Annotated in this window: 15 protein-coding genes; 6 read left to right on the top strand and 9 right to left on the bottom strand. The window is 49.3% G+C overall.

The window, feature by feature from the left end; all coding sequences use genetic code 11:
• Nucleotides 1–5 precede the first annotated feature (5 nt).
• Both Q4526_RS15710 and Q4526_RS15705 read right to left on the bottom strand, forming a co-directional pair.
• Nucleotides 6–1223 (bottom strand): family 16 glycosylhydrolase, encoded by a 1218-nt coding sequence (locus Q4526_RS15710; protein ID WP_303609691.1) that lies wholly within the window; start codon nucleotides 1221–1223, stop codon nucleotides 6–8.
• 89 nt (nucleotides 1224–1312) lie between these two features.
• The gene (locus Q4526_RS15705; protein ID WP_215978060.1) at nucleotides 1313–4063 is read right to left on the bottom strand and encodes a TonB-dependent receptor; all 2751 of its coding nucleotides are present in this window, start codon (nucleotides 4061–4063) and stop codon (nucleotides 1313–1315) included.
• Between the two features lie 627 nt (nucleotides 4064–4690).
• Between Q4526_RS15705 and Q4526_RS15700 the strand changes: the two genes are divergently transcribed.
• Nucleotides 4691–5608 carry an L-dopachrome tautomerase-related protein gene (locus Q4526_RS15700; RefSeq protein ID WP_215978059.1) on the top strand — a complete coding sequence of 306 codons (918 nt, stop codon included), beginning with the start codon at nucleotides 4691–4693 and terminating at the stop codon, nucleotides 5606–5608.
• A 307-nt stretch (nucleotides 5609–5915) separates the two neighbouring features.
• Here Q4526_RS15700 and Q4526_RS15695 read toward each other — a convergent pair whose 3' ends face one another.
• The 7 genes from Q4526_RS15695 to Q4526_RS15665 are packed head-to-tail and all read right to left on the bottom strand — an operon-like array spanning nucleotide 5916 to nucleotide 14416.
• Nucleotides 5916–6284 (bottom strand): hypothetical protein, encoded by a 369-nt coding sequence (locus Q4526_RS15695; RefSeq protein WP_303609690.1) that lies wholly within the window; start codon nucleotides 6282–6284, stop codon nucleotides 5916–5918.
• A gap of 58 nt (nucleotides 6285–6342) precedes the next feature.
• Nucleotides 6343–8709 (bottom strand): glycoside hydrolase family 2 protein, encoded by a 2367-nt coding sequence (locus Q4526_RS15690; protein ID WP_215978057.1) that lies wholly within the window; start codon nucleotides 8707–8709, stop codon nucleotides 6343–6345.
• Nucleotides 8710–8720: 11 nt separating this feature from the next.
• Entirely contained in the window at nucleotides 8721–10172 is a 1452-nt protein-coding gene (locus Q4526_RS15685) for an aldehyde dehydrogenase family protein (protein WP_215978056.1), read from the bottom strand.
• Between the two features lie 30 nt (nucleotides 10173–10202).
• Nucleotides 10203–10973: an enoyl-CoA hydratase/isomerase family protein gene (locus tag Q4526_RS15680; RefSeq protein WP_215978055.1), complete on the bottom strand. Its 771-nt coding sequence runs from the start codon at nucleotides 10971–10973 to the stop codon at nucleotides 10203–10205.
• Between the two features lie 10 nt (nucleotides 10974–10983).
• A complete protein-coding gene (locus Q4526_RS15675) occupies nucleotides 10984–12120 on the bottom strand; it encodes a CaiB/BaiF CoA-transferase family protein (RefSeq protein ID WP_215978054.1) in 1137 nt (378 codons plus the stop codon).
• On the bottom strand, nucleotides 12117–13259 hold the full coding sequence (locus Q4526_RS15670; protein ID WP_215978053.1) for a CaiB/BaiF CoA-transferase family protein: 1143 nt from the start codon (nucleotides 13257–13259) through the stop codon (nucleotides 12117–12119). The genes Q4526_RS15675 and Q4526_RS15670 overlap by 4 nt, the downstream gene beginning before the upstream one ends.
• A complete protein-coding gene (locus tag Q4526_RS15665; RefSeq protein ID WP_215978052.1) occupies nucleotides 13256–14416 on the bottom strand; it encodes an ABC transporter substrate-binding protein in 1161 nt (386 codons plus the stop codon). Before Q4526_RS15665 ends, Q4526_RS15670 begins: the two co-directional genes overlap by 4 nt.
• Before the next feature lie 183 nt (nucleotides 14417–14599).
• On the opposite strand from Q4526_RS15665, the gene Q4526_RS15660 reads away from it, so the two are divergent.
• The 5 genes from Q4526_RS15660 to Q4526_RS15640 all read left to right on the top strand — a co-directional run bounded on the left by Q4526_RS15660 (nucleotide 14600) and on the right by Q4526_RS15640 (nucleotide 22101).
• Nucleotides 14600–15379: an IclR family transcriptional regulator gene (locus Q4526_RS15660; RefSeq protein ID WP_215978051.1), complete on the top strand. Its 780-nt coding sequence runs from the start codon at nucleotides 14600–14602 to the stop codon at nucleotides 15377–15379.
• Between the two features lie 2 nt (nucleotides 15380–15381).
• Nucleotides 15382–16581, top strand: coding sequence for a DUF6786 family protein (locus Q4526_RS15655; RefSeq protein ID WP_215978050.1), 1200 nt, complete (start codon nucleotides 15382–15384; stop codon nucleotides 16579–16581).
• Nucleotides 16578–17264 carry an SDR family oxidoreductase gene (locus Q4526_RS15650; RefSeq protein WP_215978049.1) on the top strand — a complete coding sequence of 229 codons (687 nt, stop codon included), beginning with the start codon at nucleotides 16578–16580 and terminating at the stop codon, nucleotides 17262–17264. Before Q4526_RS15655 ends, Q4526_RS15650 begins: the two co-directional genes overlap by 4 nt.
• A 206-nt stretch (nucleotides 17265–17470) precedes the next feature.
• Nucleotides 17471–19678: a beta-galactosidase gene (locus tag Q4526_RS15645; protein WP_303609689.1), complete on the top strand. Its 2208-nt coding sequence runs from the start codon at nucleotides 17471–17473 to the stop codon at nucleotides 19676–19678.
• Nucleotides 19679–20052: 374 nt separating this feature from the next.
• Nucleotides 20053–22101, top strand: a complete 2049-nt coding sequence (locus Q4526_RS15640) for a methyl-accepting chemotaxis protein (protein WP_215978048.1) — start codon at nucleotides 20053–20055, stop codon at nucleotides 22099–22101.
• Nucleotides 22102–22139 lie beyond the last annotated feature (38 nt).

Below are 22139 nucleotides of genomic sequence, written 5' to 3'. Positions count from 1 at the left end.
GATATTTACGGCTTGGTGTAATAGCGCACCCAATCCACTTTCATACTGGTGCCGTCAATGGCATCGGTGACAGGGCCTGCGATATCGGCCTTTAGAATGGCCAGACTAAATAAGATGGTGGTATCGCTAAAGCAAACGTCGTTGCGCATCTGGTGATACAACTCGCCATCTAGGTAGAAGCGAAAATAGTCTTCATCCCATTCAAGCCCGTAGGTATGCCACTGTGCGGAATAGTCGGCCACATGGGACGCATCGTATTGCGCGACCTGCACCCAATCATCGCCATCATAATACTCAATGACATAGTCACTAATCAGGTTGCGGTACTTGCCCTCTGAGGCGCCAAACTCTTGCAGCCAACCGTTGCTAAACTCAATGGCCGATACCTGCTGCGGTGTATCCCAGTGCAGCTCGAGCCACTTTTCGCCGTGCTTTTGTGAGACCCAACGGGTATCTGCTTTACCATCGATGGCAAAGCTTTCTTTTGAGGGAAGCTTCGAGAATACGCCATTGGTGGTGATGCTCGCCGCTGTCGCCGCGTTCTCGCCGCTGTCGCTCATAACCCGAAATTCGGCAATATGAATTGAAGCCGGGTTATTGGATCGCAAGCGGATTTTCTGCGTAGACACCGCTTCTTCAAGTGTGACATGGTGCTCTGGGTCGCCATGTAGGGTGTGGTGCAATTGGTTATCTGAGTGAGCCACACGCCCGTTGGGCAAGGTGTACTTGTCGGTCCAGTTATGGACATTGGTGTTGATAATATTGGGGTAATGTCCTTCGTTGATATCAATTTCGCAGGCTTTTTCGCCTTCAGGCGTGCCTTGCTTGGGCCACAACCAAAATGAGTTGTTGATGCCGTAGGCCCCGGCGTACTTCATTCGGGCCTCGTAGTAACCGTAACCAAAGGTGCGTTTGCTCCAAACATTACCGGTGGTCCAATCTTGTCCTCCGCGGGACTCTTTTTTAGCCTTAAGCAACAACACGCCATCATCAACCACCGCGTTATCACGCCAGCGGCTGCTTAGCACCCATTCATTTTCAGTGGGGCCGTTCTGGCTAATCCATTTATGCTCTAAACCTTCGTTTTCGTAATCAAATTCGTCACTCCAAGCCAGTGTCCACTGGCTAAAATCTACATCACTATTTGCATTTGAGTAATTACATACCCCTAAAGCTGCGATGATACAACTAAAACTCTTAACAGCTCGAAAAATACTATTCATGCATTCAGCCATTTAACATTTCAATTTAAAAAAGGCCTTCCCGCATACAAATCAAAACGGGAAGGCCAAAGCTTTCACCCCGTCAAAAATTATAGAGAGTAACGGAACGATACCCCGTATGCCGGGCCATAGTGCACAATACTTCTCGTCGCTTCAGGAATGGTGTTATACAGTCTCTGATAAGTATCAAGAAGATTAGTGGCCTCAAAATTCAGACTCATTCGATCATTAAAATCCCAGCTAGCGGTTAGCGACAGGTCCTCATAGGTATCTTGATAAATGCCAGATCCACTAAAACCTAACCTGTCTAAAAACTCATCACGCCAATTGTAGGCAAGGCGAACGCCCGCCGGGCCTTTTTCCCAAAACGCCACAAAATTTATATTGTTCTCAGACAACCCAGGCTGAGGCAGCTTATTACCAGATGGGTCTTCAAAAGGTGTCGTACTTTCGATATACGAATAGGTGGCCATAACACCGAGACCATCAAAGGGAGAAGGAAGCATTGAGTAGGACTGCTGGTATAAAAGCTCTATCCCGTCAATCGATCCGCCATCACCATTAATAGCCCTAGAGATGAGACCCTGGTTAGACCCATCATCGGGGTTTACAAAGTTCGGAATTGTTTCTTTAGTCGTTTGTTGAACCACAAACGATTTAATATCCTTTGCGAAGTAGCCCAGAGAAATCATTCCTTCGTCTCCAAAATAATACTCCATAGAAACGTCTAACTGATCCGCTTCAAAGGGCTTTAATTCTGGGGATCCTCCAGTACCGTTCCCACTACCATAAATAGTCAGATCATTTTTTAAGTCATTGGTGTTTGGGTAGGCGAGTACACGCGCCGCTCCAGCTCGGACCACGACACTATCTGAAAGACCGGCTCTTATCACAGCAGAGGGAAGAAGATCATCATCATTGATCTCTGTCACTATCGGAGCGGGCTGCTCGCCCTCCACTCGTAGGGTTCCTGTCGAAGTCAGGTCTCTGGAAAGGTTTCGCACCCCGATATTCCCCGATACAGGGACGTCACCCAACTCTGAGTGAAAATTCAACTTACCGTAAAACGCAACAAAGTCTTCTTCTACAGTGTTGATTCGCGCGGAGTGGGTGTCACACCCTAAACCTGGGTTATTGCCCTTTGAGTACGCCTCAGTCTGAGCTGGATCGGGATGATTTCGGTAGAACGACTCCAACACAGTGCAGCCACCTGCTTTAAGTACTGTCGAGGCAGACAAGTAGGACCGAGGCAGGTCAGGCGCTTGCCCAGAAAGAAAGTCAGGACTGGACCAAACGGTAGTAAACTCACCCAACTGATCAACTGGAGTCAGGGGTCGTAAATCGACAGAATCACTGCTGAACTCTGTTTTGAGCGACGACCAGCGAGCCCCGTACTCTAAGCTCAAAGCGCTTGACAGCTCGTGATCGAAATCTAAACGAAATGCTGATTGATCCGTTTGGTCCTTAGAGACACTATCATAGAGAATAGCTAAATGCAGATCTTGTGGACTGTCGAGCGTTGTACTGTCAAAACTGTAGGAGGGGATCTTAGGCTGATAATCATAAGATGTTGGGGTGGCGTTATTAGCCTGATACCGGATAAAACTCTGATGCGACTTACTTTCGGAGTTATTGAATGACAGCTCGGAGCTTACTTCAATAGCATCATTCATCGCCCAATCAAAGTTCAAGGCGTGAGTGACAACATCGTTTGAAAAATTGCCATACTCCACGTTAGTTTGAATGGGCCGGTGAACCACACCTTGATACACGACTTCTTGCTCTGACAAGGCCACATCAGTATGTGCCCCAAACCCAGAGAATACACCCAACCAGTACCGATCACGCTCGGAATCAATGCGTGAACCGAGTACATCATATGTCAGCTCCATGCTGTCAGTTGGCTGCCACTGAGCAATAAAGTTGTAGCCAGTCCGATCACGATCATCGTCAACTTGCCAGAATCTTGGGTCTTGGTGATATATGCCCAGCACACCGTCGCCGTTTGGATCTGGATCGATCAACTCTCCATTAGTATCCGTAACGGCATTGTACGCCGACTCATCTTCAAAACTCAGACCATTAGACAAACGAGTATAACCGGAAAATGTATTAAAGCCGTCTTCACGTATGGCATTCTCGCCATAGGAACCACTAAACTGGAGGCCAAGGGTGTTATCCAAAAACGTATTCGAAACTAAAAATGAGCCTTTACCTGTTGTCTCCCCTGCTAACTCCCGATGCTGTGCAGAAATGGTACCCGAGGCAACCAAACCATCACTATCCAAAGGTTTGGCAGTAACAATATTAACGATGCCACCAACTGCCCCTTCAATATCATCAGCTGCTGCAAGCTTTGTGACCGTCAAGCAAGATACTAATTCTGAAGGAACAAGGGACAACAAGCCGTAAGAAGACGTCTCAAGAGTATCGGGGCCCTGGCCACCGCGACCACCGGCATCATAGACTTCTCTGCCATTTATCAATACAACATTATTCCGCAACCCTCTAATAGAGATGGATGTTCCCTCACCGATACCGCGGTCAACCTGAACACCGGAGACTCGCTGAAGTGATTCGGCAATATTAGAGTCAGGTAATTTACCTATATCTTCGGCGACAATGGCATCAATCACCTGCGCCGATTCTCGTTTGATATCCTTAGCTTTCTCGAGACTCTGTCGAACCCCTGTTATTACAACCTCTTCTACCGCAAGACTACTATCGGGCGAGTTTGCTTGTCCTATAGCCGGCATAGCCATCAAGCCAGCCAATAATATTGTCTGGGTTTCTAGCACAGCCATCATTTTAGTGCTGATCAGATTTCTCTTTAATCGCATTCGCAACCTCCTAAACGTTTTTATTTTTATCTCACTCGTAGCAGGCTTCTGCCCACCCTCATATAGAGTGTTTAGACTGTGCTCTTTTGACACATTTTTTTAGCAGGCTGTTCAAAATAGTGTAAGTTGAGCTACCCATGGTATCCATGGCCCCCTGTTACCAAGGCGGCTTTCCGGGGAGTTTTTTGCTCTTGCAAAATCTGTATACCCGCCCCTTGCGACAGGGCGTAGATGAACACTATAAGCAGGGTGCGGTAAGCGTTGCTAAACGAATGTAGGAGCGCCTTTATAAATTATTGATATATTCATAGAATAGCTTAATAATTGTTTATTGTTTACTATATACTATCGGCAGGCTACATTAATTACCTAGCTGAACACACTCGCAACACCGACTGTGCGTAGACGACACTCTCGTTTTTGTTGATTTGAAAATTTTTTTATAGTCGAGAGAGAATAATTAAACCTCTTGAGGGCAATATCATGCTAAGAAGACTGCTATTTGTAACAATCATATTTGCAACTCAGTTAACAGTATCCACAACTCATGCCTTTGAGGTTTATCGCGAACTTGACCGCCAATTACCACCAGCCAACATCGCGGTAAGCAACAGCGGCCGAGTTTTTATGAGTACTCATCTGGCATACAATCCAAAACCAAAAATGGTAGAGCTGTTACCGGATGGATCCTACCAGCGCTATCCAGACACAACCTTCACCCCTGCCCTCAACGGCGTATTGGGAGCGATCGTCGATAATCAAGATATTTTATGGTTTCTCGATACTATCTGGGGAGAGGAGGCTCGAGGTCGGGTCATTGGATGGGATATTAATAAAAATGAATTACACCGAATTTATTATGTTTCCCGCCCCGTGGTTCATGACGCTTACATATTAAATGACATGGCGGTTGATCGTAAAAACAATGCTATGTATATAACCGATACTGCGGGCAGTACCACCTCAGCGTTACTGGTTCTGGATCTTACCACCGGGTCAATCAGACGTGTTCTTGAGGGCTCTTTCGCCACCGTTCCCGAAGATATCGACCTCGTGATAGACGAAACCGTTATTACCATGCAAGGAAAACCCGCTAGAGTGGGTGTCAACCCGATTACTATTGATGTAAATAATCAATGGGTATATTTTGCACCCATGAGCAGCAAAACACTTTATAGGGTAAAGACTGAGGATTTGAACAACTCCAATTTAACAAGCTCAGAGCTAGAGTCTCGGGTAGAACGATACGCCAACAAACCCAAAAGCGACGGCATCACCATCGACGCTGAAAACAATGTGTATGTATCAGACTTAGAAAACAAAGCCATTGGTGTCATTACCAATGACCGTCAGTACAAAATACTGCATCAAGATGATCAGAAGCTCAGCTGGGTTGAAGGTTTTGCTAATGCGGGCGGCAATGACATTCTGGCAACATCAAACAAGCTTCATTTATCGCCTGCATTTACCAATGCATCACCTACACCCAATAACTTTTATATTCTTAAAATTAAGTCATTAGCTCCAGCAACACCTGGCCGCTAATAATCCACAGCTTTTCAAGCAGAGCGTACAAGCCCAGCCATACCGGCTGTCCTAATGCCAAATAGACAGCCGGTTGAATTAAAGTCATCACAGCTGGCAACGAAAACTACTTTATTAAATGATTATCAACCGTTAAAAAACTATAGCTGCAATTAATTACCGACCTAATTAAATGCCCTTGGCCAAAAAACGTATAAACAGAACGGCTAATGGAACTCTGAAATGAGAATAATAGATAACTCGTACTCGCTACTATTAATTCAGCCCAACGACAAAAAAGATTATCTGTCGAATGAAAACAGTCACTTTAAGCCAACTTGGCAAGTACCACCTCAAAAGGGCCTCCATCTGTTTGCCAGGCGTGAGGCGTACTGGCATCGAAGGTAATAAAATTACCGGCGGTACAATCCATACCATCGGTAATATCATCGGGCTCGTCACCTGCCATTAAGGTCGCACACCCATGTACGACATAAGCTAGCCAAGCGTCATCTGAGGTATGCATGGCAAAAAAATCGGCCCCGGACTCGGCTCGTAATACGAGTAAACTAACACCACTATCATCAAGAGCTTGTACAGTCCAACCTGGAACGCCAATATCGGCGGTGTCAATTTCTCCCATACGGGTAAGAATGCTACCGCTTTGTATCTTAGACATCAGTATGTGAAAAGACATCGGACACCTTTAGTTTTTTGAATGGGTGGCCTGCCACCCATGTGGCAGGCCGATGGATTTATTCCATTTCCCACATTTCAGGCCAGTAGCGATACACGCTGTGGCCACACTTTTCTAAACGCTCAGTAGCTTCGGCCAAAAATTTAAGGCTTTGCGCCTTGGCCGCCGCCTGATCACCCACCAGCAAGGTGTAGTGGTTATCGGCAAGGGTTTCACCCGAGGCATCGCTAATGGATATCTCTACCTCAAAGGTGCCCTCGGCATTGGCCGGCAACTGCCAGGCGATATCCACATAGTGAGCGGCACTATCGGTGGCAACGTTTACAGCTTGGCTACCAGCAACACCGGTTTCTTTACCCTGATAGAGCACCCGCCAATTGAGTGTTACCTCGTCAAAGCTGTGCTGGTAATCGTTCACTACCCACAAGCCCGCATTAAACTCGCTACCCGCATTCCAGCGGCGCTTATCAAACTGCAAGCTGGGCAACAGCGGCTGATAGGTGCGTTTTAGCCATTCGAATGAACGTTTTTTCTCACCGTAGTAATCGATAATGCCCCACTTAATATCGGGCACGTGAGTCATAAAGTGGCACAGGGCAACACCGCTCATTTTGGGCTTGCGACGGCGATAGGTTTCCAGTGCAAACTGAATGACCGTGCCCTGCGCAATTTGTGTCGCCTCGACAAACTCTTCCAACGAATCCATTTTGTAGTCATCAAAGACTTCAAAATTGAGATTTTTAAGAATATCGATATCCGCCCAGTGATAGGCCCAGCTGGGGCCCATAGGCCAAAGCTCATCGGTGGGGATAAACTTTTTCAAGCTTTTAATATTAGGCGCCGAGGCAGCCGTTAGCTCGGGAATAATGGCGCAATCGAGTGAGGGATAGTACTCCTCCATAAACTCGGCGCCGCCCTGGTAGTAGTGCTCGTTAGCATGCATGCTCTCGTGGGGTTTAAAGCCCATGTTCTGCGCAGAGGCGGAGCTTAACGGCGAGGCCAAACCATAGGGAATGTTGGTGTGCTCAGCCACCGCATCGCCAATGACCTCCATCAATTGCTTATTGCCACTCTCCTCGTGCGCACCGGAGAAGAACACTTCTTCGCCGCCCATCCAAAAGATATTGGAGGCGTGGTTGCGGCGCTGTTTAACCGTCTCAATACACTCGTGCAACACACCATCGACAAATTCTTTATCGCTTGGGTAGGCTTGTGTGGCCAGGGTAAAGTTCGTCCATACGGTAATACCCAGTTCATCGCACAGGCGATAAAAATCGGGAATTTCCGGCGGGTGCCAGCCAAAAATACGCAGGTTGTTAATATTAGCTTCACGCACCATTGCCACACGGTCTTGGTACTTTTTAAGCGTGTTGCGACCGTACAAAAACGACGGCTGACCGCCCCAGCAGGCCGAGCGCAAAAAGTGCCGCTTGCCATTAATAAAAAAGGTCCAGGGGTACTCGTTGTCATCGCGGGTGTAGCCTGGGTTAAAGTCCATGGTGACTTGACGCAAGCCGATCACCTCAGAGGTGGCATCCAGCTCTTTGTCGTTTTGCTGCAGCGCAACATCCAGCTGATACAAATTCTGCTCGCCCATATCCCAGGGCCACCAGAGCTTGGCGTCATCGACCTTAAGGGTTGTGCTAACGCTGTTTTCACCGGGCGCTACGGTAACGCTTTGAGTAAAGTTTTGCGCCGCGCCGTCGCAGTTTTTACCCGCTAAAGTACCCACAAGCTCCACGGTTTGATCGGTATTTGTGTGGTTAATAATCTGCGCGCTCAGCTCTACTTGCGCTTGATTGTCACCCTGCACCGTGACATCGGTGCGCAGGTTATCGATGCGCACTTGCTCGGTGGCCTCGACCCGTACCGGGCGCCAAATACCAAACGGCACCAGACCCGAGAAGTAATCGCCCGAAAAGTTAACCTTTTTACCGCCGCAGTTGCGGTAGTTTTTCGGCGGCGGATCCAGCTTAATCATCAGCATGTTGGAGCCGTCGCGCCAATCGGCAAAACTAACGGCGTCGGTAATATCAAACTCAAACTCCGAGAACATACCTTCGTGGCGACCTAAAAAGTGGCCGTTTAACCACACGCTGCAGCTGTAATCTACACCGTCGAAAATCAGGCGAATTTTTTTGCCTTGCATGTCGTCGGGTACGGCAAAGCGACGGCTATACCACCACTCATACTCAGCTACCCATTTGGCGCGATGCATATTGCGGCCAAAGTAAGGATCGGCAATTTCGTTGGCACGGTGCAAGTCGGTATAGACATCGCCCGGCACATTGGCAAAGTTCCAGCTAAAGTGAGTACCCTGATACTCGGCGGGCAATAAGTGCAGCCCTTCTATTTCGCCCTGGCCCGGGCGCATGCGCTCCATCTGCCAGCGAAAGCCGCTTAAATCCAGGTTAATGCGTGACATAGTGACCTCAGTTAATCGTAGTTAAAATAAACGGCGCGTTTTTGCAGGTAGTTTTCGATGCCGTAAACGCCGTCTTCACCGCCGGTGCCGCTGCGCTTATGGCCCGAGTGGTAACCCTGGATGTAACCGACAATTTGACGGTTCACAAACACGGTGCCTACTTCCATGTGGTTGATAGCGTGCATGACGGTGGGGATGTCTTTACTGAAAATATACGCCGAGAGCCCTTCTTCTCGGGTATTGCTGATCTGCAGTGCCTCTTGGTAATCTTTGACGGAGATGATCGGCAGTACCGGACCAAAAATCTCGTCCTCTGCCAGTGGCATATCGGCGCTGACATTGCTCAGCACCGTAGGCTCAAACCAAAAACCTTTTTCAAAGGCTTTGCCCGCGGGGCGCTTGCCGCCGGTTTCAATTTTTGCCCCCATGGCGACACTGTCGTTTACCATCGCCTCTACCCGATTAATACTCTCACCTGTCACACTGGGGCCCATATTGACGTCTGTCGCCGGATCGCCGTAAGTGAGCTCTTTAACACGCTCGACCACGCGGCGGGTAAACTCTTCGGCAATACTCTCTTGCACCAGCACCAGCTCGGCACAGATACACACCTGCCCACAATTGGCGTAGCGCGAGATAACAGCGGCCTCAACGGCGCGATCTAAATCGGCATCTTCCAGCACAATAAAGGTAGCCTTGCCGCCCAGCTCCAACACTAAGCCAGATACATTATCGGCTGAGGATTTATAAATGGCCTGCCCGGCACGGGTGCTGCCGGTGAGCGACACCAAGCGGGTTATTGGGTTGGACACCAAGTACGAGCTAACACCGATACCGGCGCCGCTCACCAGGTTAATTACCCCGGGCGGAAAACCTACCTCATCCACCACTTTGCAAAACTCCGAGGCGGTAACCGGGGTTGCCTCGTGGGCCTTAAGAACCATAGTGTTGCCGGTTACCAGCGCCGGGCCGACTTTGCGCCCAATCAGTGCCAGGGGAAAGTTATAGGCGCACAGCCCGAGGGTGACACCGTAGGGAACCTTTTGAATCCACAGTTGCTCGTTGGGATTATCCGAGGGGAATATATTGCCTTCGATACGGCGCGCCGCTTCGGCGGCATAGGTAATATAGTTAAGGGTATCGTCAAACTCGCCATAGGCCTCGGGCAAGGTTTTGCCCTGCTCGATCACCAACAGCCTGGCAAAATGATCGCGCTTTTCTTTTAGCGCATCCACCAGCTTAAACAAATATTGCGCCCGCTGAATAGGCGGCAACGCTTGCCACGCGGGCTGCGCTTCGCGCGCGCTTTGCAGGGCTTTTTCGGCATCGGCATCGGTGCAATCGGGCACGGTGGCCCACGGCTGCTCGTTAGCGGGGTTGACCACCTCAAACGTTGCACCATTACTGGCATCTGCCCATTGGCCGTGAATATAACAGGGGTAATGTGTCAGCGTTGTTGCCATTATTATGTCCTCACATCGGTTAGGCGCTGATTAGCGGCCGGTGAATATTGCGTCGCGTTTTTCAATAAAAGCATTAAACCCTTCGGCGGCATCCTCGGTGTCGTACAAGGTATCGCACAGCTTTTTCTCTAGGGCCAGGCCGTCTTCTAAACTCATTTGTACGCCGCCGCGCACCGCGTGTTTGGTGGCCGCCAGCGCCAGCGCCGGGCCTTTTGCCACGCGCTGCGCGTACTCGCGCGCTTGCGGCAGCAGCTCGTCGGTATCCATTAAGCGGCTCACCAAGCCAAACTCGAACGCTTCTTGAGTTGAAAAGGTATCGCCAGTGGCCAACAGCTCTAGTGCTTTGCTCATGCCTACCAAGCGCGCCAGGCGCTGGCTGCCGCCATTGCCGGGAATAAGCCCCAGCTTGATTTCGGGCAGCCCCCACAGGTAGCCGCCGTGGGCAGCAAAGCGCAAGTCGCAGGCCATCGCCAGCTCCAGCCCGCCACCCAATACGTGGCCACCAATACAGGCGATAAACAGTTTATCGCTGGCCTCCATTTGCGCGGTGTTGGCGCGCGCCTGAGCCACCAGCTGATGGTTTTGCTCGGTGGTGTTTTGCGCAAACGCTTTAATGTCGGCGCCGGCGCAAAAAAACTTATCGCTGGCGCTTGTGAGCAGCACCACGCTCGCCTCTTGCTCGGCGTCTATCTCGTCCAACTTTTGCGCCAGGGCTTGCATAAACTCCAGCGTGTAAGCATTGGCCGGTGGTCGGTTAAAAGTTAGCTCTAACACACGGCCATTTTTATTAAGCGTAATCATGGTGTATCCGTTATGGTTTGGCGCCGGTAAATTCAGTCCGCAGGGCGCTATTGTGTTGCCCAAGTGTCGGGCCGCCTTCCGGCTGGGTCAGTAACTGATCGTCAAGGCGAATAGGACAGCGGGTGGTCAAGTAGCGCCCGCCGGGAGAGTTCACCTCTTGCACCATATCCAGCACAGTAAAACCTTCGTGGGCCACGAGTTGCTGCCAGTTAAACACTTCGGCGCACCAAATATCGGCCGGCTCTAAGATACTTAACCAGTGGGCGGTACTCTGGTTTTGCAGGTGCTCGGCCAGAATCGCCTTAATGGCGTCGCGCTCGGCATACCAGCGCCCGGCATCGGTAAACGCCAGCAGCGGTTGGCAATTTAATAACTCCCCTAAAAACGGTATCGAGCCCATGGCCAGCGCCAGGTAGCCGTCTTGGGTTTTATACAAACCGTAGGGTGCACCGACTAACGCGTGAGCGGCATTCTCGCGGCCGCGATCGACCGGCTCGCCATCGTGGTAATAAAGCGTGAGCGGTTCAAACTGAAAATCCAGCGCCGCCTCTAACATACTGATTTGCACCAGCGCGCCTTCGCCGGCGTAGAGCGCTGCTAACACGCCTTGCACCAATTGCGCACCGGCTAGGTTATCGACAATAGCGAGCCCCATGGGCACCGGGCCCGAGCTTTCATCGCCGCTTAACCCGGCCAGCCCCGACAGCGCTTGCAGCAGTAAGTCCTGCCCGGGGCGATCGCGCCAAGGGCCGTCGTGACCATAGCCGGTAATCTCGCCGTAAATAGCATTCGGGTTGATGGCTTTGACATCAGCCACGCCCAGACCTAAGCGCTCCATAACGCCTGGGCGAAAATTGTGCAATACGATATCAGCGTGGGGCAGTATGGCTTTTACCTGGGCAAAATCGCCCGAGTCTTTTAGGTCGAGCGCCAGGCTTTCTTTGGCGCGGTTAATGCCCTGGTAAAAACCCGATTGGCCAGCAATGTTTAAATGCGAAGCGTAAATGTTCCGGCACAGGTCGCCCTTATCTTTGTGTTCAACTTTTATCACCCGTGCGCCCAAATCGCTCAAACGCAAGCTGGCCGAGGGGCCCGACAAAAACTGGGTAAAATCCAGTACGGTAATATCCTGCAGGGGTTTAATCACAATGCAAACTCCTGTTGTATCCGCTCGTTATCGGCGCCCACTTTGGGCGCAGCTTTATCACTGTAAATGCGCTCGCCGTTGTAGCGAATGGGGCACCGCGTGGTTGTTAGGCTGGCACCATTGCGCTGTAAGGTTTGCTCCATTCCCAGCAGTTGGTAGGCCTCGTGCTGCGTTAGGGCCTCGTAATCGAGCACCTCAGAGCACCAATACCTGCCTTGCTCCAGCATTTGCAACCACTCGCCGCTGGTGCGGTTTTTTAAGTGTTTTTGCAAAGTGGCTTTAATATTATCGCGCTCAAAAAATTGTCCATCGACACCGTAAAAATCTTCTAACCCTGAAAGCCCAATCGCATCACAAAGGGTTTTTAAATCCCCCATGGAAATAGCAATGTGGCCATTGGCGGTAGCGTAGATACCATAGGGCGCGCCCACATAGGGATGGCCGTTGGCAATTTGGCTGCGCTCGGGTAATTCGTTATCGGAGTTTAAATAGGCGGTTAAGCCTTCAAACTGAAAATCCAAAATAGATTCCAGCAAGCTGACATTGACTTTAGCCCCTACCCCAAAGCGTTTTTTGCGCACCAGCGCCGCCAGTAAACCCTGAGCCAAATGAGTACCACAGAGCATGTCGGCCACGGCGATACCAAACGGCGTGGGCGGCTGATCACCATTACCGGTAACCCAGGCGAGACCCGATACCGATTGTGCCAGCAAATCCTGGCCGGGTTTGTCTTTCCAGGGGCCGGTATCGCCATAGCCACTCACCTCGCCGTAAATAAGCTCGGGGTTTACGGCTTTTACCGACTCATAGTCCAGCCCTAAACGCTGCATAATACCGGGGCGAAAGTTATGAGTAATCACGTCCGCCTGAGCGATCAGCTTTTTTACCGTAGCGACATCGGCCGGATCTTTAAGGTTGGCCGCAAAGCTCTCTTTATTGCGGTTAATGGTATGAAACAACACACTGTCGCCATCGGCCCACAAATTTTTAGTGGCCAGCTGACGGCAAGCATCGCCCTTACCGGGGCGCTCGATTTTAATAACTCGCGCCCCTAGGTCAGCCAAGCGCAGGCCCGCATAGGGGCCTGCTAAGTACTGGCTGAACTCAAGCACGGTTAAACCGGCTAAAGGTAAACTCATGGATTCTGGCTCTTAGATTGCACATATAGTTGGTTGAGTTTAGTCAACAATTGCTTTTCGTCGCCGCCATTCATCAAGTACTCGCGAATCGGTGCCCCCGAGTTATCCTGAAAAAACATATGACCGTGATAACGCGGACGCAAGAAGGCGCGATCCAACGCCGGCAAGGTGTCTTTAAAATAGTTGTCGGTGGTGCTATTGGGGTAGTCCGCAAGCCAGGCTTTGCGGTGACCAGGCTGACCGCCAAACTCCACAAACTGGCCCGACTGCATAGTCTCATTGGCAACAAATTGGGCATAGCGCGCAGCGATTTCTTTATTGGGCGAGCTGCCCGAAATAGCCAGACCAGTACCACCTAGGGTGGTGCGGCAGCGGTCGGTACCCGGCAAGGTCACCATATCGCCAAACTTAAGCAAGCCCTTGGCGTAACCGGCTTTGGCATAATTCGAGTAGCCATACGCAAAGGGGCAGTAGGCGTAATCATCGGTGCTGCTCATAGCCTCATAGGTTTGAATGGGGTTCCAGTCAAAACAGTCGCGGGGTAACAACACCGATAATTCACGCAGCATTTTCAGCGCTTTAATCCCCATCTCTTCACTAACAACCTCATCTTCGCGCACGCAGGGGTCTTCGCCCATGGTCGAGCACAACATGTAAAAGTTCATTAGGGTGTCTTGCGGAATCGACGGCACCAACACTTTACCTCGCTTGGCCAGCGCCAAGAGCTCATCCCAAGTCTCGGGCACTTTCTCCCCTAAATCGGCGAGCAGATCCATACGGGCCGACGCAACAGGTGTAGCGGCATCGATCGCCAGCGCCCACTGCTTACCGTCAAAGCTGTAGCTCTCGTGAGAGTGCCCCACACTGTTGGCCTTTTGATCGGCCATAAAATCAGCTGGCAGCCAATCATCCAGCGCCACAGTCACCCCAGTGCGCGCGGCAAAGCCAGACCAGGGGTGATCAATCACCAGTAAGTCGTAACGTTTAGCCAGCTGATCGATAGGTTCGTCGGCAAACGCCTGCAACGAGCGTTTATCCCAGCTGATACGCACACCCGGATTTAGCTCCTCAAAACGCTGGGCAGTGGCCGCCATAGGCACAAAGCCACGTGTGTGGTTCCAGGTAATACCCCTTAACTCAATGACATCTTTACTCATAAGAACACCATACTGAAACATTCATATATAAATCACATGTTCCAATATAAATCATTAGTAGATTGTTTACAATAATGTTTATACAATAAAGTAAAGGGCGAATATGGCAAGGGTGCCGCACTGACTATACCGGCGATAAAATGCATAATAGGGAGCCAGCCGCACTGCGGCATTCCGTTCATAATGAATAAAGCACTCATGGATAAAACAAAGAAGTACTCGGCACCCGCGCTAGACAAGGGGCTGGACATTATTGAGTATTTGTCCTCGGAGTCTGCCGCCCGCTCCCAGGCCGAGATTGCAGCGGGGCTCGAGCGCAGCCCCAACGAGATATACCGAATCCTGGTCAACTTGCAGGCGCGCGGCTATCTAAGCCGCGATGAAAGCTCGGGCAAGTACCGCCTATCGCTTAAGCTCTACGCCCTGTCTCACACACACTCGCCCATTGAGCAGCTGGCCAATGCCGCGCGGCTACCGCTGCAAGAGCTGGCCGAAACCATCGGCCAGGCATGCCATTTAAGCGTGCCCTACAACGGCCGGCTTATGGTGGTCAGCCAGGTTAAAAGCCCCGACCCTGTGTCTTTGTCGATTTCTGAGGGCACTTTATTCCCGCTGTTTACCACCACCTCGGGCCGGGTGCTATTAGCTAACTTCGATAAAGAAGAACAAGAGCGACTGCTACTGGCCGACAGCCGCTTTAGCGGTTTAAGCATCAAAGAGCAGCAACAGGCCAGGCAGAAACTGCAGCAGATACGGGACGAAGGCCATCACAGCGCCGCCAGTGAAATCACCAACGGCGTTACCGATTGCGCGGCCTTTGTGGGCACGGCGGTCTCGGGGTTAATGGCCGCTGTCGCCGTGTCATCGCTGACCACCAGCCTGGGGCAACACCACGATCAGGAAACCATTACCCAAGCGCTCATAAACACAGCGGCGCATATCAACCAGCGTATGGGCTTATAAATATGAACAAGTTCCGCACTTTAGCGGCACTTACGGGAGCTATTGTCATGTCTGCCAGCGCGGCCTTCGGCCAAACATTTGATAGCGACCTCAAGCTCATGGGCAAGCATTTCTCACCGCTGGTGTTAAAGCGCCAAGAGCAACGAGTTGCGGTTATGGGAGAATTACAGGGCCGGGTTATGGTCACCAGCCTCTCGGGTGAGGCAGGCCAAAGCATAGGCTGGATTAATCGCGATTATTTGCGCGAGGGCCAACTAACGCCCAATCGCCCTATGGGCGGCGCCGACCGCTTGAGCTTTGGGCCCGAGACTGGCGAGTACTCACTGCTGTTTAAGCCAGGCGTCGAGAGAGTCAGCGATAACATCAGCTACCCGTCTGCGATGACCACACAAGCCTACCCTCTGGTATCACACAACGATACCCAAGCGGTCTTTAAACGCTCATTCAGTTTAACCAACTACAGCAACACCACATTTGATATTGAGGTAACCCGCACAATCGAGTTGCTTGATAACAGCCACATCAACGGTTTGTTTCAGGTAGAGCTGCCCAACAAGGTGCAATCGGTGGGCTTTAGCGTTCGCTCGGAGCTTACCAATAGCGCTGACACTCCCTGGCAAAAAGCCACGGGACTGCTTAGCTTATGGCATTTAACGGCGCTGGAGCCCGGCGACAACAACACTGTGGTTATGCCCCTAAAAGGCCAGCTGGATGAAATGGTGGAGTACTTCTCGCCCAACCTATCCAGCCACAGTCAAATTATCGGCCAGCACGGGTTTTATAACGCCGACGGCAAATATATGAACAAAATTGGTATTCCGCCGCAAAACACCCAGCCGATTATGGGTGCCTGGGATGCCGAGCGCGAACTGCTCACCTTAGTGCACTTTAGCTTTACCCCCGTGCAAGGCGTGTACGTTAACTCGGTATGGACCTCCAAGCCCGATCCTTATGATGGCGATGTCATCAATGTATTTAACGATGGCATAGTGGACGGTTTTGGCCCCTTTGGCCCTTTTTATGAGCTGGAATCCTCATCACACACACGCGAGCTCGCCCCCGGCGAATCACTGCAACACACACAAACCACGGTACACCTGCAAGGCCCACGCGAATCACTGGATACCATTGCCCGGCAAGTACTTGGGGTAAGCCTGGACAACATCGAGCAAGTGTTTAACAACACCGGAGCCACGCCATGAGCCATGTCGTTATTACGGGCGCCAGCCGCGGGATTGGGCTCGGTTTAACGCGCCAGTACTTACAAACGGGCCACACTGTGATTGCCAGCCACCGGCCGGGCTCGATCAGTGACGAGCTTGCCCGTTTAAATAACGAGTACTCAACACTAAAGCTGATACCGCTCGACCTTGCCTGCGATCAATCTATTAACGAGTTTGCGGATACGCTTAATGGCAAAGCCATTAGTCTCCTGATTAACAATGCTGGCACCACCAACCATGTGGATTACGGGCACTGGAGCCGGCGGGACTTTCTCGATAGCTACACCATCAATGCTGCGGGGCCTGCTCTGCTGATTCAAGCGCTCAACGATCAGCTCGCCACCGGCGCTAAAATCATACAGTTAAGCTCGGGGCTGGCCTCTTTAACAGAAAACATTAACCCCACAGGCCCGTTTGAAGAGTACGCCATGAGCAAAGCGGCGCTGAACATGCTCACCCGGCGCTTAGCGGTAAAACTTGCCGAGCGCGAAATTATTGTGGCAGCCATAAGTCCCGGCTGGGTGCAAACCGATATGGGGGGCGACCAAGCCCCTACGAGTGTCTATCAGGCGACAAAGATAATAACTCAAAGTATCAATCAGCTAGGACGCCAACACAGTGGCTGTTTTTTTGAAGCCGACCTAACACCGCTTTTCTGGTAAGGCATATCTCTACCAGCCCCTACAAGCCAAACGACTGAGTCACAGATACACAAAACTCGCATAATATAACAACACTGCTTTGCCCCTTTCGGTATACCGCACTATCAAGCGACCACCATTATTGTCTATTGTTGACACTACATTAAAGAGTAATAGATACTCTATAAATAGAGTAACCATCACAACAACGAGCCGAAGGTGAAATAATGATAAATTTAACACCTAATTTGATACTTATGGGGGCTATCGTCGCCTGTTTATTGTCAGGGCCAACGGCCGCTGATCAAACTAAAGAAAACAACGCGGTTGCAGACAGTGTGATGCTCTTCGATTTTGAGAAAGGGTTTGATATCGAATCGCTTCAAGTAGACGACGCTAAGGTTAGCTTGATAGAAAATCAAGGCTCTAGGCTACTGCAACTCGAAACGGGTATCCGCTCAGGCGCTCCCGGAGTAACAATTAAAAAGCCAGACGGCGGTTGGGATTTAAACAATTACTACCACGTAAAAATGGATATTACCAACGCTGGGAACTACCCCGCGCGCATTATATTTAAAGTGGGCGACCCGGAAGATAGTATGCAGGCGTGGCAAATGGAGATTCGCTTTGAGCTCGCTCCGGGCGAAACTAAAACCGTCTCAGACGATATTATTACGACACCTTGGCGTTTTACTGAACCGCTCAATTTACTGGCGATGCGCGCCGCGCCAGGTGAAGCCAAAACTGATTTAAGCGCTATTGATCAGGTTAAAATCACCATCAACTACCCATCTAACGAACACAAACTGCTGATCGATAATATCCGCGCAACCAACCCCGTGCGCTGGGTGGAATCTAACGGGTTCCTACCTTTTATCGACAGATTCGGTCAATATAAGCATGCGCACTGGCCGGGTAAGACCCTGTCTGTAGATGATTTACACCAGCAAGCAAAAGACGAACGGCGGGAATTGTCTGCCAACCCCGGGCCTAAAGAATTTAATAAATACGGCGGCTGGGAAAACGGCCCTAAACTAGAGTCAAGCGGTTACTTTCGAGTTCAAAAGCATGATGGTGCTTGGTGGTTTGTCGATCCGACCGGCCGGCTGTTTTGGTCCCATGGCGTGGGCGTCGTTCATGCATCTACCGCCACCACCGGGATTACCGACAGGGAGTCTTACTTCGAGTGGCTGCCGCCCAAAGACTCCCCTTTTGCTGAGTTTTACTCAACCGCTGCACGCGCATCTCACGGATACTACAGCACCATCGAAGAGCGTGAAACCTATAACTTTACGGCATCGAACCTTTACCAAAAGTACGGCGATGATTGGCGAGATGATTTTTCCCGCGTCACCCATGCTCGGCTCAGAAGCTGGGGCATGAACACCTTAGGCGTGGCGTCTGATCGGAGACTAACCACCGATGGCATCACTCCTTATACCGAAACAGTATGGGTACCAGGCACCAGAAAGATAGCCGCGTCAAAAGGTTATTGGGGGAAATTCCATGATGTTTTTGACCCTAGTTTTAAACGCCAACTCAAAAAAGCGCTATCTGATCGTCAGCACACTGTAGATGACCCTTGGTTATTAGGATTTTTTATTGAAAACGAACTCTCTTGGGGCGCAGAAGGCTCTCTCGCCATCGCCACCCTGAAAAGCCCGGCGGATCAACCCGCAAAAATTGAGTTTGTTAAAGATTTAAAAAACAAATATAAAAGTATCGATAACCTTAATAGGGCTTGGGGAACCAGCCACGGGGCATGGAACGCATTATTAAGTTCCACCTCTGCGCCCGATCAGAAAAAAGCCTGGGATGATTTGAGTAAATTCTATGCCAAAATAGTGAAAACATACTTTTCTACGGTACATGCAGAGCTAAAATCGGTTGCCCCGAATGCACTTTACTTAGGTTGTCGACTCGCATGGGCCAACAGTGACACGGTAATACGCACAGCGGCACAATATGCTGATGTCATCAGCATGAACAAATATCAATATGATGTCACTAATGTTGGTCTTCCCGATGGGATCGATAAGCCAATTCTAATTGGTGAGTTTCACTTTGGCTCTTTAGATAGGGGCGCGTTGCATCTGGGCGTCGTTGAAGCAAAAAGCCAATCACATCGGGCCGAGCTGTACACCACCTATGTCAACAGTGCCCTGCTCAATCCCTATATTGTTGGCACTCATTGGTTTCAATACGCCGAACAACCCCCCACCGGTCGTGGTGATGGCGAGAATTATAATGTAGGCATTGTCGATCTAGCCGATAAACCATTCCCTGAACTGGTAAAAAGCATTCGCGAAGTTGGCAGTCGTTTTTATGAGTTTCGCAGTAACGCCGCAGAACAACAGGCGCTAGTGCAACCTAAAAAACCGAAAACGAGTGACCATATCCAGATAGACGAAGAAGCACATACCCGCTCAAACTAATTAACATAAAGCTGTACTGATGCCCCTTGCTCATAAAACAGGGGGCATCAATACAGCCCTGCCTATTATGATTACACACTAACTCATTCCATATTACACACAATAATAGCAGCAAGAAATTAATATGATGAATGTTAGAACCCAAGTTTGCCACTTCCTCCAATCGTAAGTTCTAAGCTCAACCAAAAATATTCCTTATAGGTATAAGCATAAAGAGGCTAGCCACTTATAGCAAAATAACGTAAATTGTATACAATAATTACAGGGGCTGATCACATTAACATGCTGATGAACTGACCCCCAAAGTTCTTAGACGGGCATGGAATGCACATCGTTACAACACGCGTCATACAGATAATTATATAGGTTGTATCATGAACTTATTTAGACATTTAAAAATTCATACCCGTATCTTATTATTACTCGCTGTACCCCTTGTGCTAGTAGGCCTGCTCGTATTCGATAAAGTCCACAGATCCATTCAAGCTTTAGAAAAAGCAGAAGATGTTGATGTTGTAATAGAGTATGCCGATGCCGTTTATCCCTTTATTGTATCTACCTTGCAAGAGGCCTATTACACACGCATCTATATAGATAGCAGCGAAGCCGACGCAAATAAAGCAAAACAAGAAATGCTCAACAAACGGCGTATAACAAAAACCAAACAAAACATTCTCACAGAATTTTTGCAATTACAGAAAGAACAACTAGAAAATTTCCCTAACCTATCGCAACAGATAAGCACATATAAACCGCTATTAAACGATCTGCGATATTATAGAGAAGCTGCCGATGCAAAAAAACATATATCTGCTGAGTATAAAGATCATGTTGGCCGAGAAATTCATACCCTATACGAATTTAATTTTTTAATTAAGAGTGTTGTTAATTCACTTCACGAAATCGTAATCATATCATCCCAAAACCCCAAACTCTCAAAAATCGCTAATGCTTATTACAATTTGATCATAATGAACATGGAAGCCTCGCTGCACAACAGCATGGTCAACCTAGCAGCACACAATGCGTTAGATATCTATGTGTTTGGAGAGCTTTACAGTGCCTACCATAAGTTTGAAAGCGCCCAGCACTCTGGGTATTCATTCTCTGAAGGGCCGTCGCGCGATATCTATACCGAAGTCATGGAGAGCGATACCTATAAGAAATGGTTAGATATAGCCTTACTTGCTCGTACAGACGTTTATAACACACAAAATACGCAACTAAATTTTCCTGAACTCACTCAGTGGGAAAGTGTCAACCAAAATTTATTCGATCTCTTCGATAATGCTATTCAAGAAACATCGGTACAACTAATAACACAGAAGAATAATTGGATTAAACGCGAAAAAACTAGTGTTATTACTACTATAATTTTGGTGTCCTCCGCCATGATTATTCTTACAACAATTAGCTTTTTATTGCTGCGCAGTATATCTACACCACTCAACGCTATGGTTCAACGCTACCAGGTCATTGCACAGAGTAAAGATCTAAGCCAGACATTAGACACATCGGGCAATGATGAATTAAGTGAACTTGCAAAAGTATTTATAGAACTTCTTAACAGCTTTAAAAACGCGATTCATAAAGTCCAGCAAGAAGCCAGGACAGTTCGTGAAGGATCTGACTTTATGAAATCCTTGCTGCAAGATTCTACCGAGCTATCCAATAGTCAATCCACCGCAGTAGAAAGCATTTCGGTAGCAATCAATGAAATGTCAGCTTCGGTTACAGAAGTAGCAAACATGGCAGTTATCGCCTCTGATTCCTTACAAGCAGCCTTTGAAGCATCTGGCCATGGCTCAACAAACGCAAAACAATGCATAGAAATAATGGATCTTCTCGATCAAGAGTTTTCTAACACACAAGCGGTTATGGCCCAGCTTAATAAAGAAAGCGAGGCCATTAGTGATGTATTACTCATCATTCAATCGGTGGCGGAGCAAACTAACCTACTAGCATTAAATGCGGCCATTGAAGCCGCGCGGGCTGGTGAGCAGGGCCGAGGATTTGCCGTAGTGGCCGATGAGGTTCGCAATCTTGCCCGCCGAGCCCAAGACTCTACAGAGAAAATCAGTACACAAATATCCACTCTACAGAATCAATCTCAAGCAGTAACTAGCAATATGGATCGTTTACGCTCACAATCTTCCGAGGTCAGTACACTAGTAAAAACAAACTCGGAAGCTTTTCTCTCAATGCAGAGCGAGCTGGACAATATTCGTCATATTTCATTACAGATCGCCACTGCGACTGAGGAACAAGCCTCAGTCGCGGAAGAAATTAATCAACGGATTGTCACCATTTCAGACGGCAGTACAAATATCGACAAAAAAACCCAACAAGCTACTGTCTCGGCCAGCAATATGAAAGAAACCTCAGATTCACTAGCTAAGCACATTGCCGAATTCCAACTTTAAAGCATTGATTATGCATAAACATCGATGTCATTTTACAA

This window comes from Gilvimarinus sp. 2_MG-2023 (assembly GCF_030547685.1).
Lineage (GTDB): Bacteria > Pseudomonadota > Gammaproteobacteria > Pseudomonadales > Cellvibrionaceae > Gilvimarinus.
This window is presented reverse-complemented; position numbering and strand designations above follow the sequence as displayed.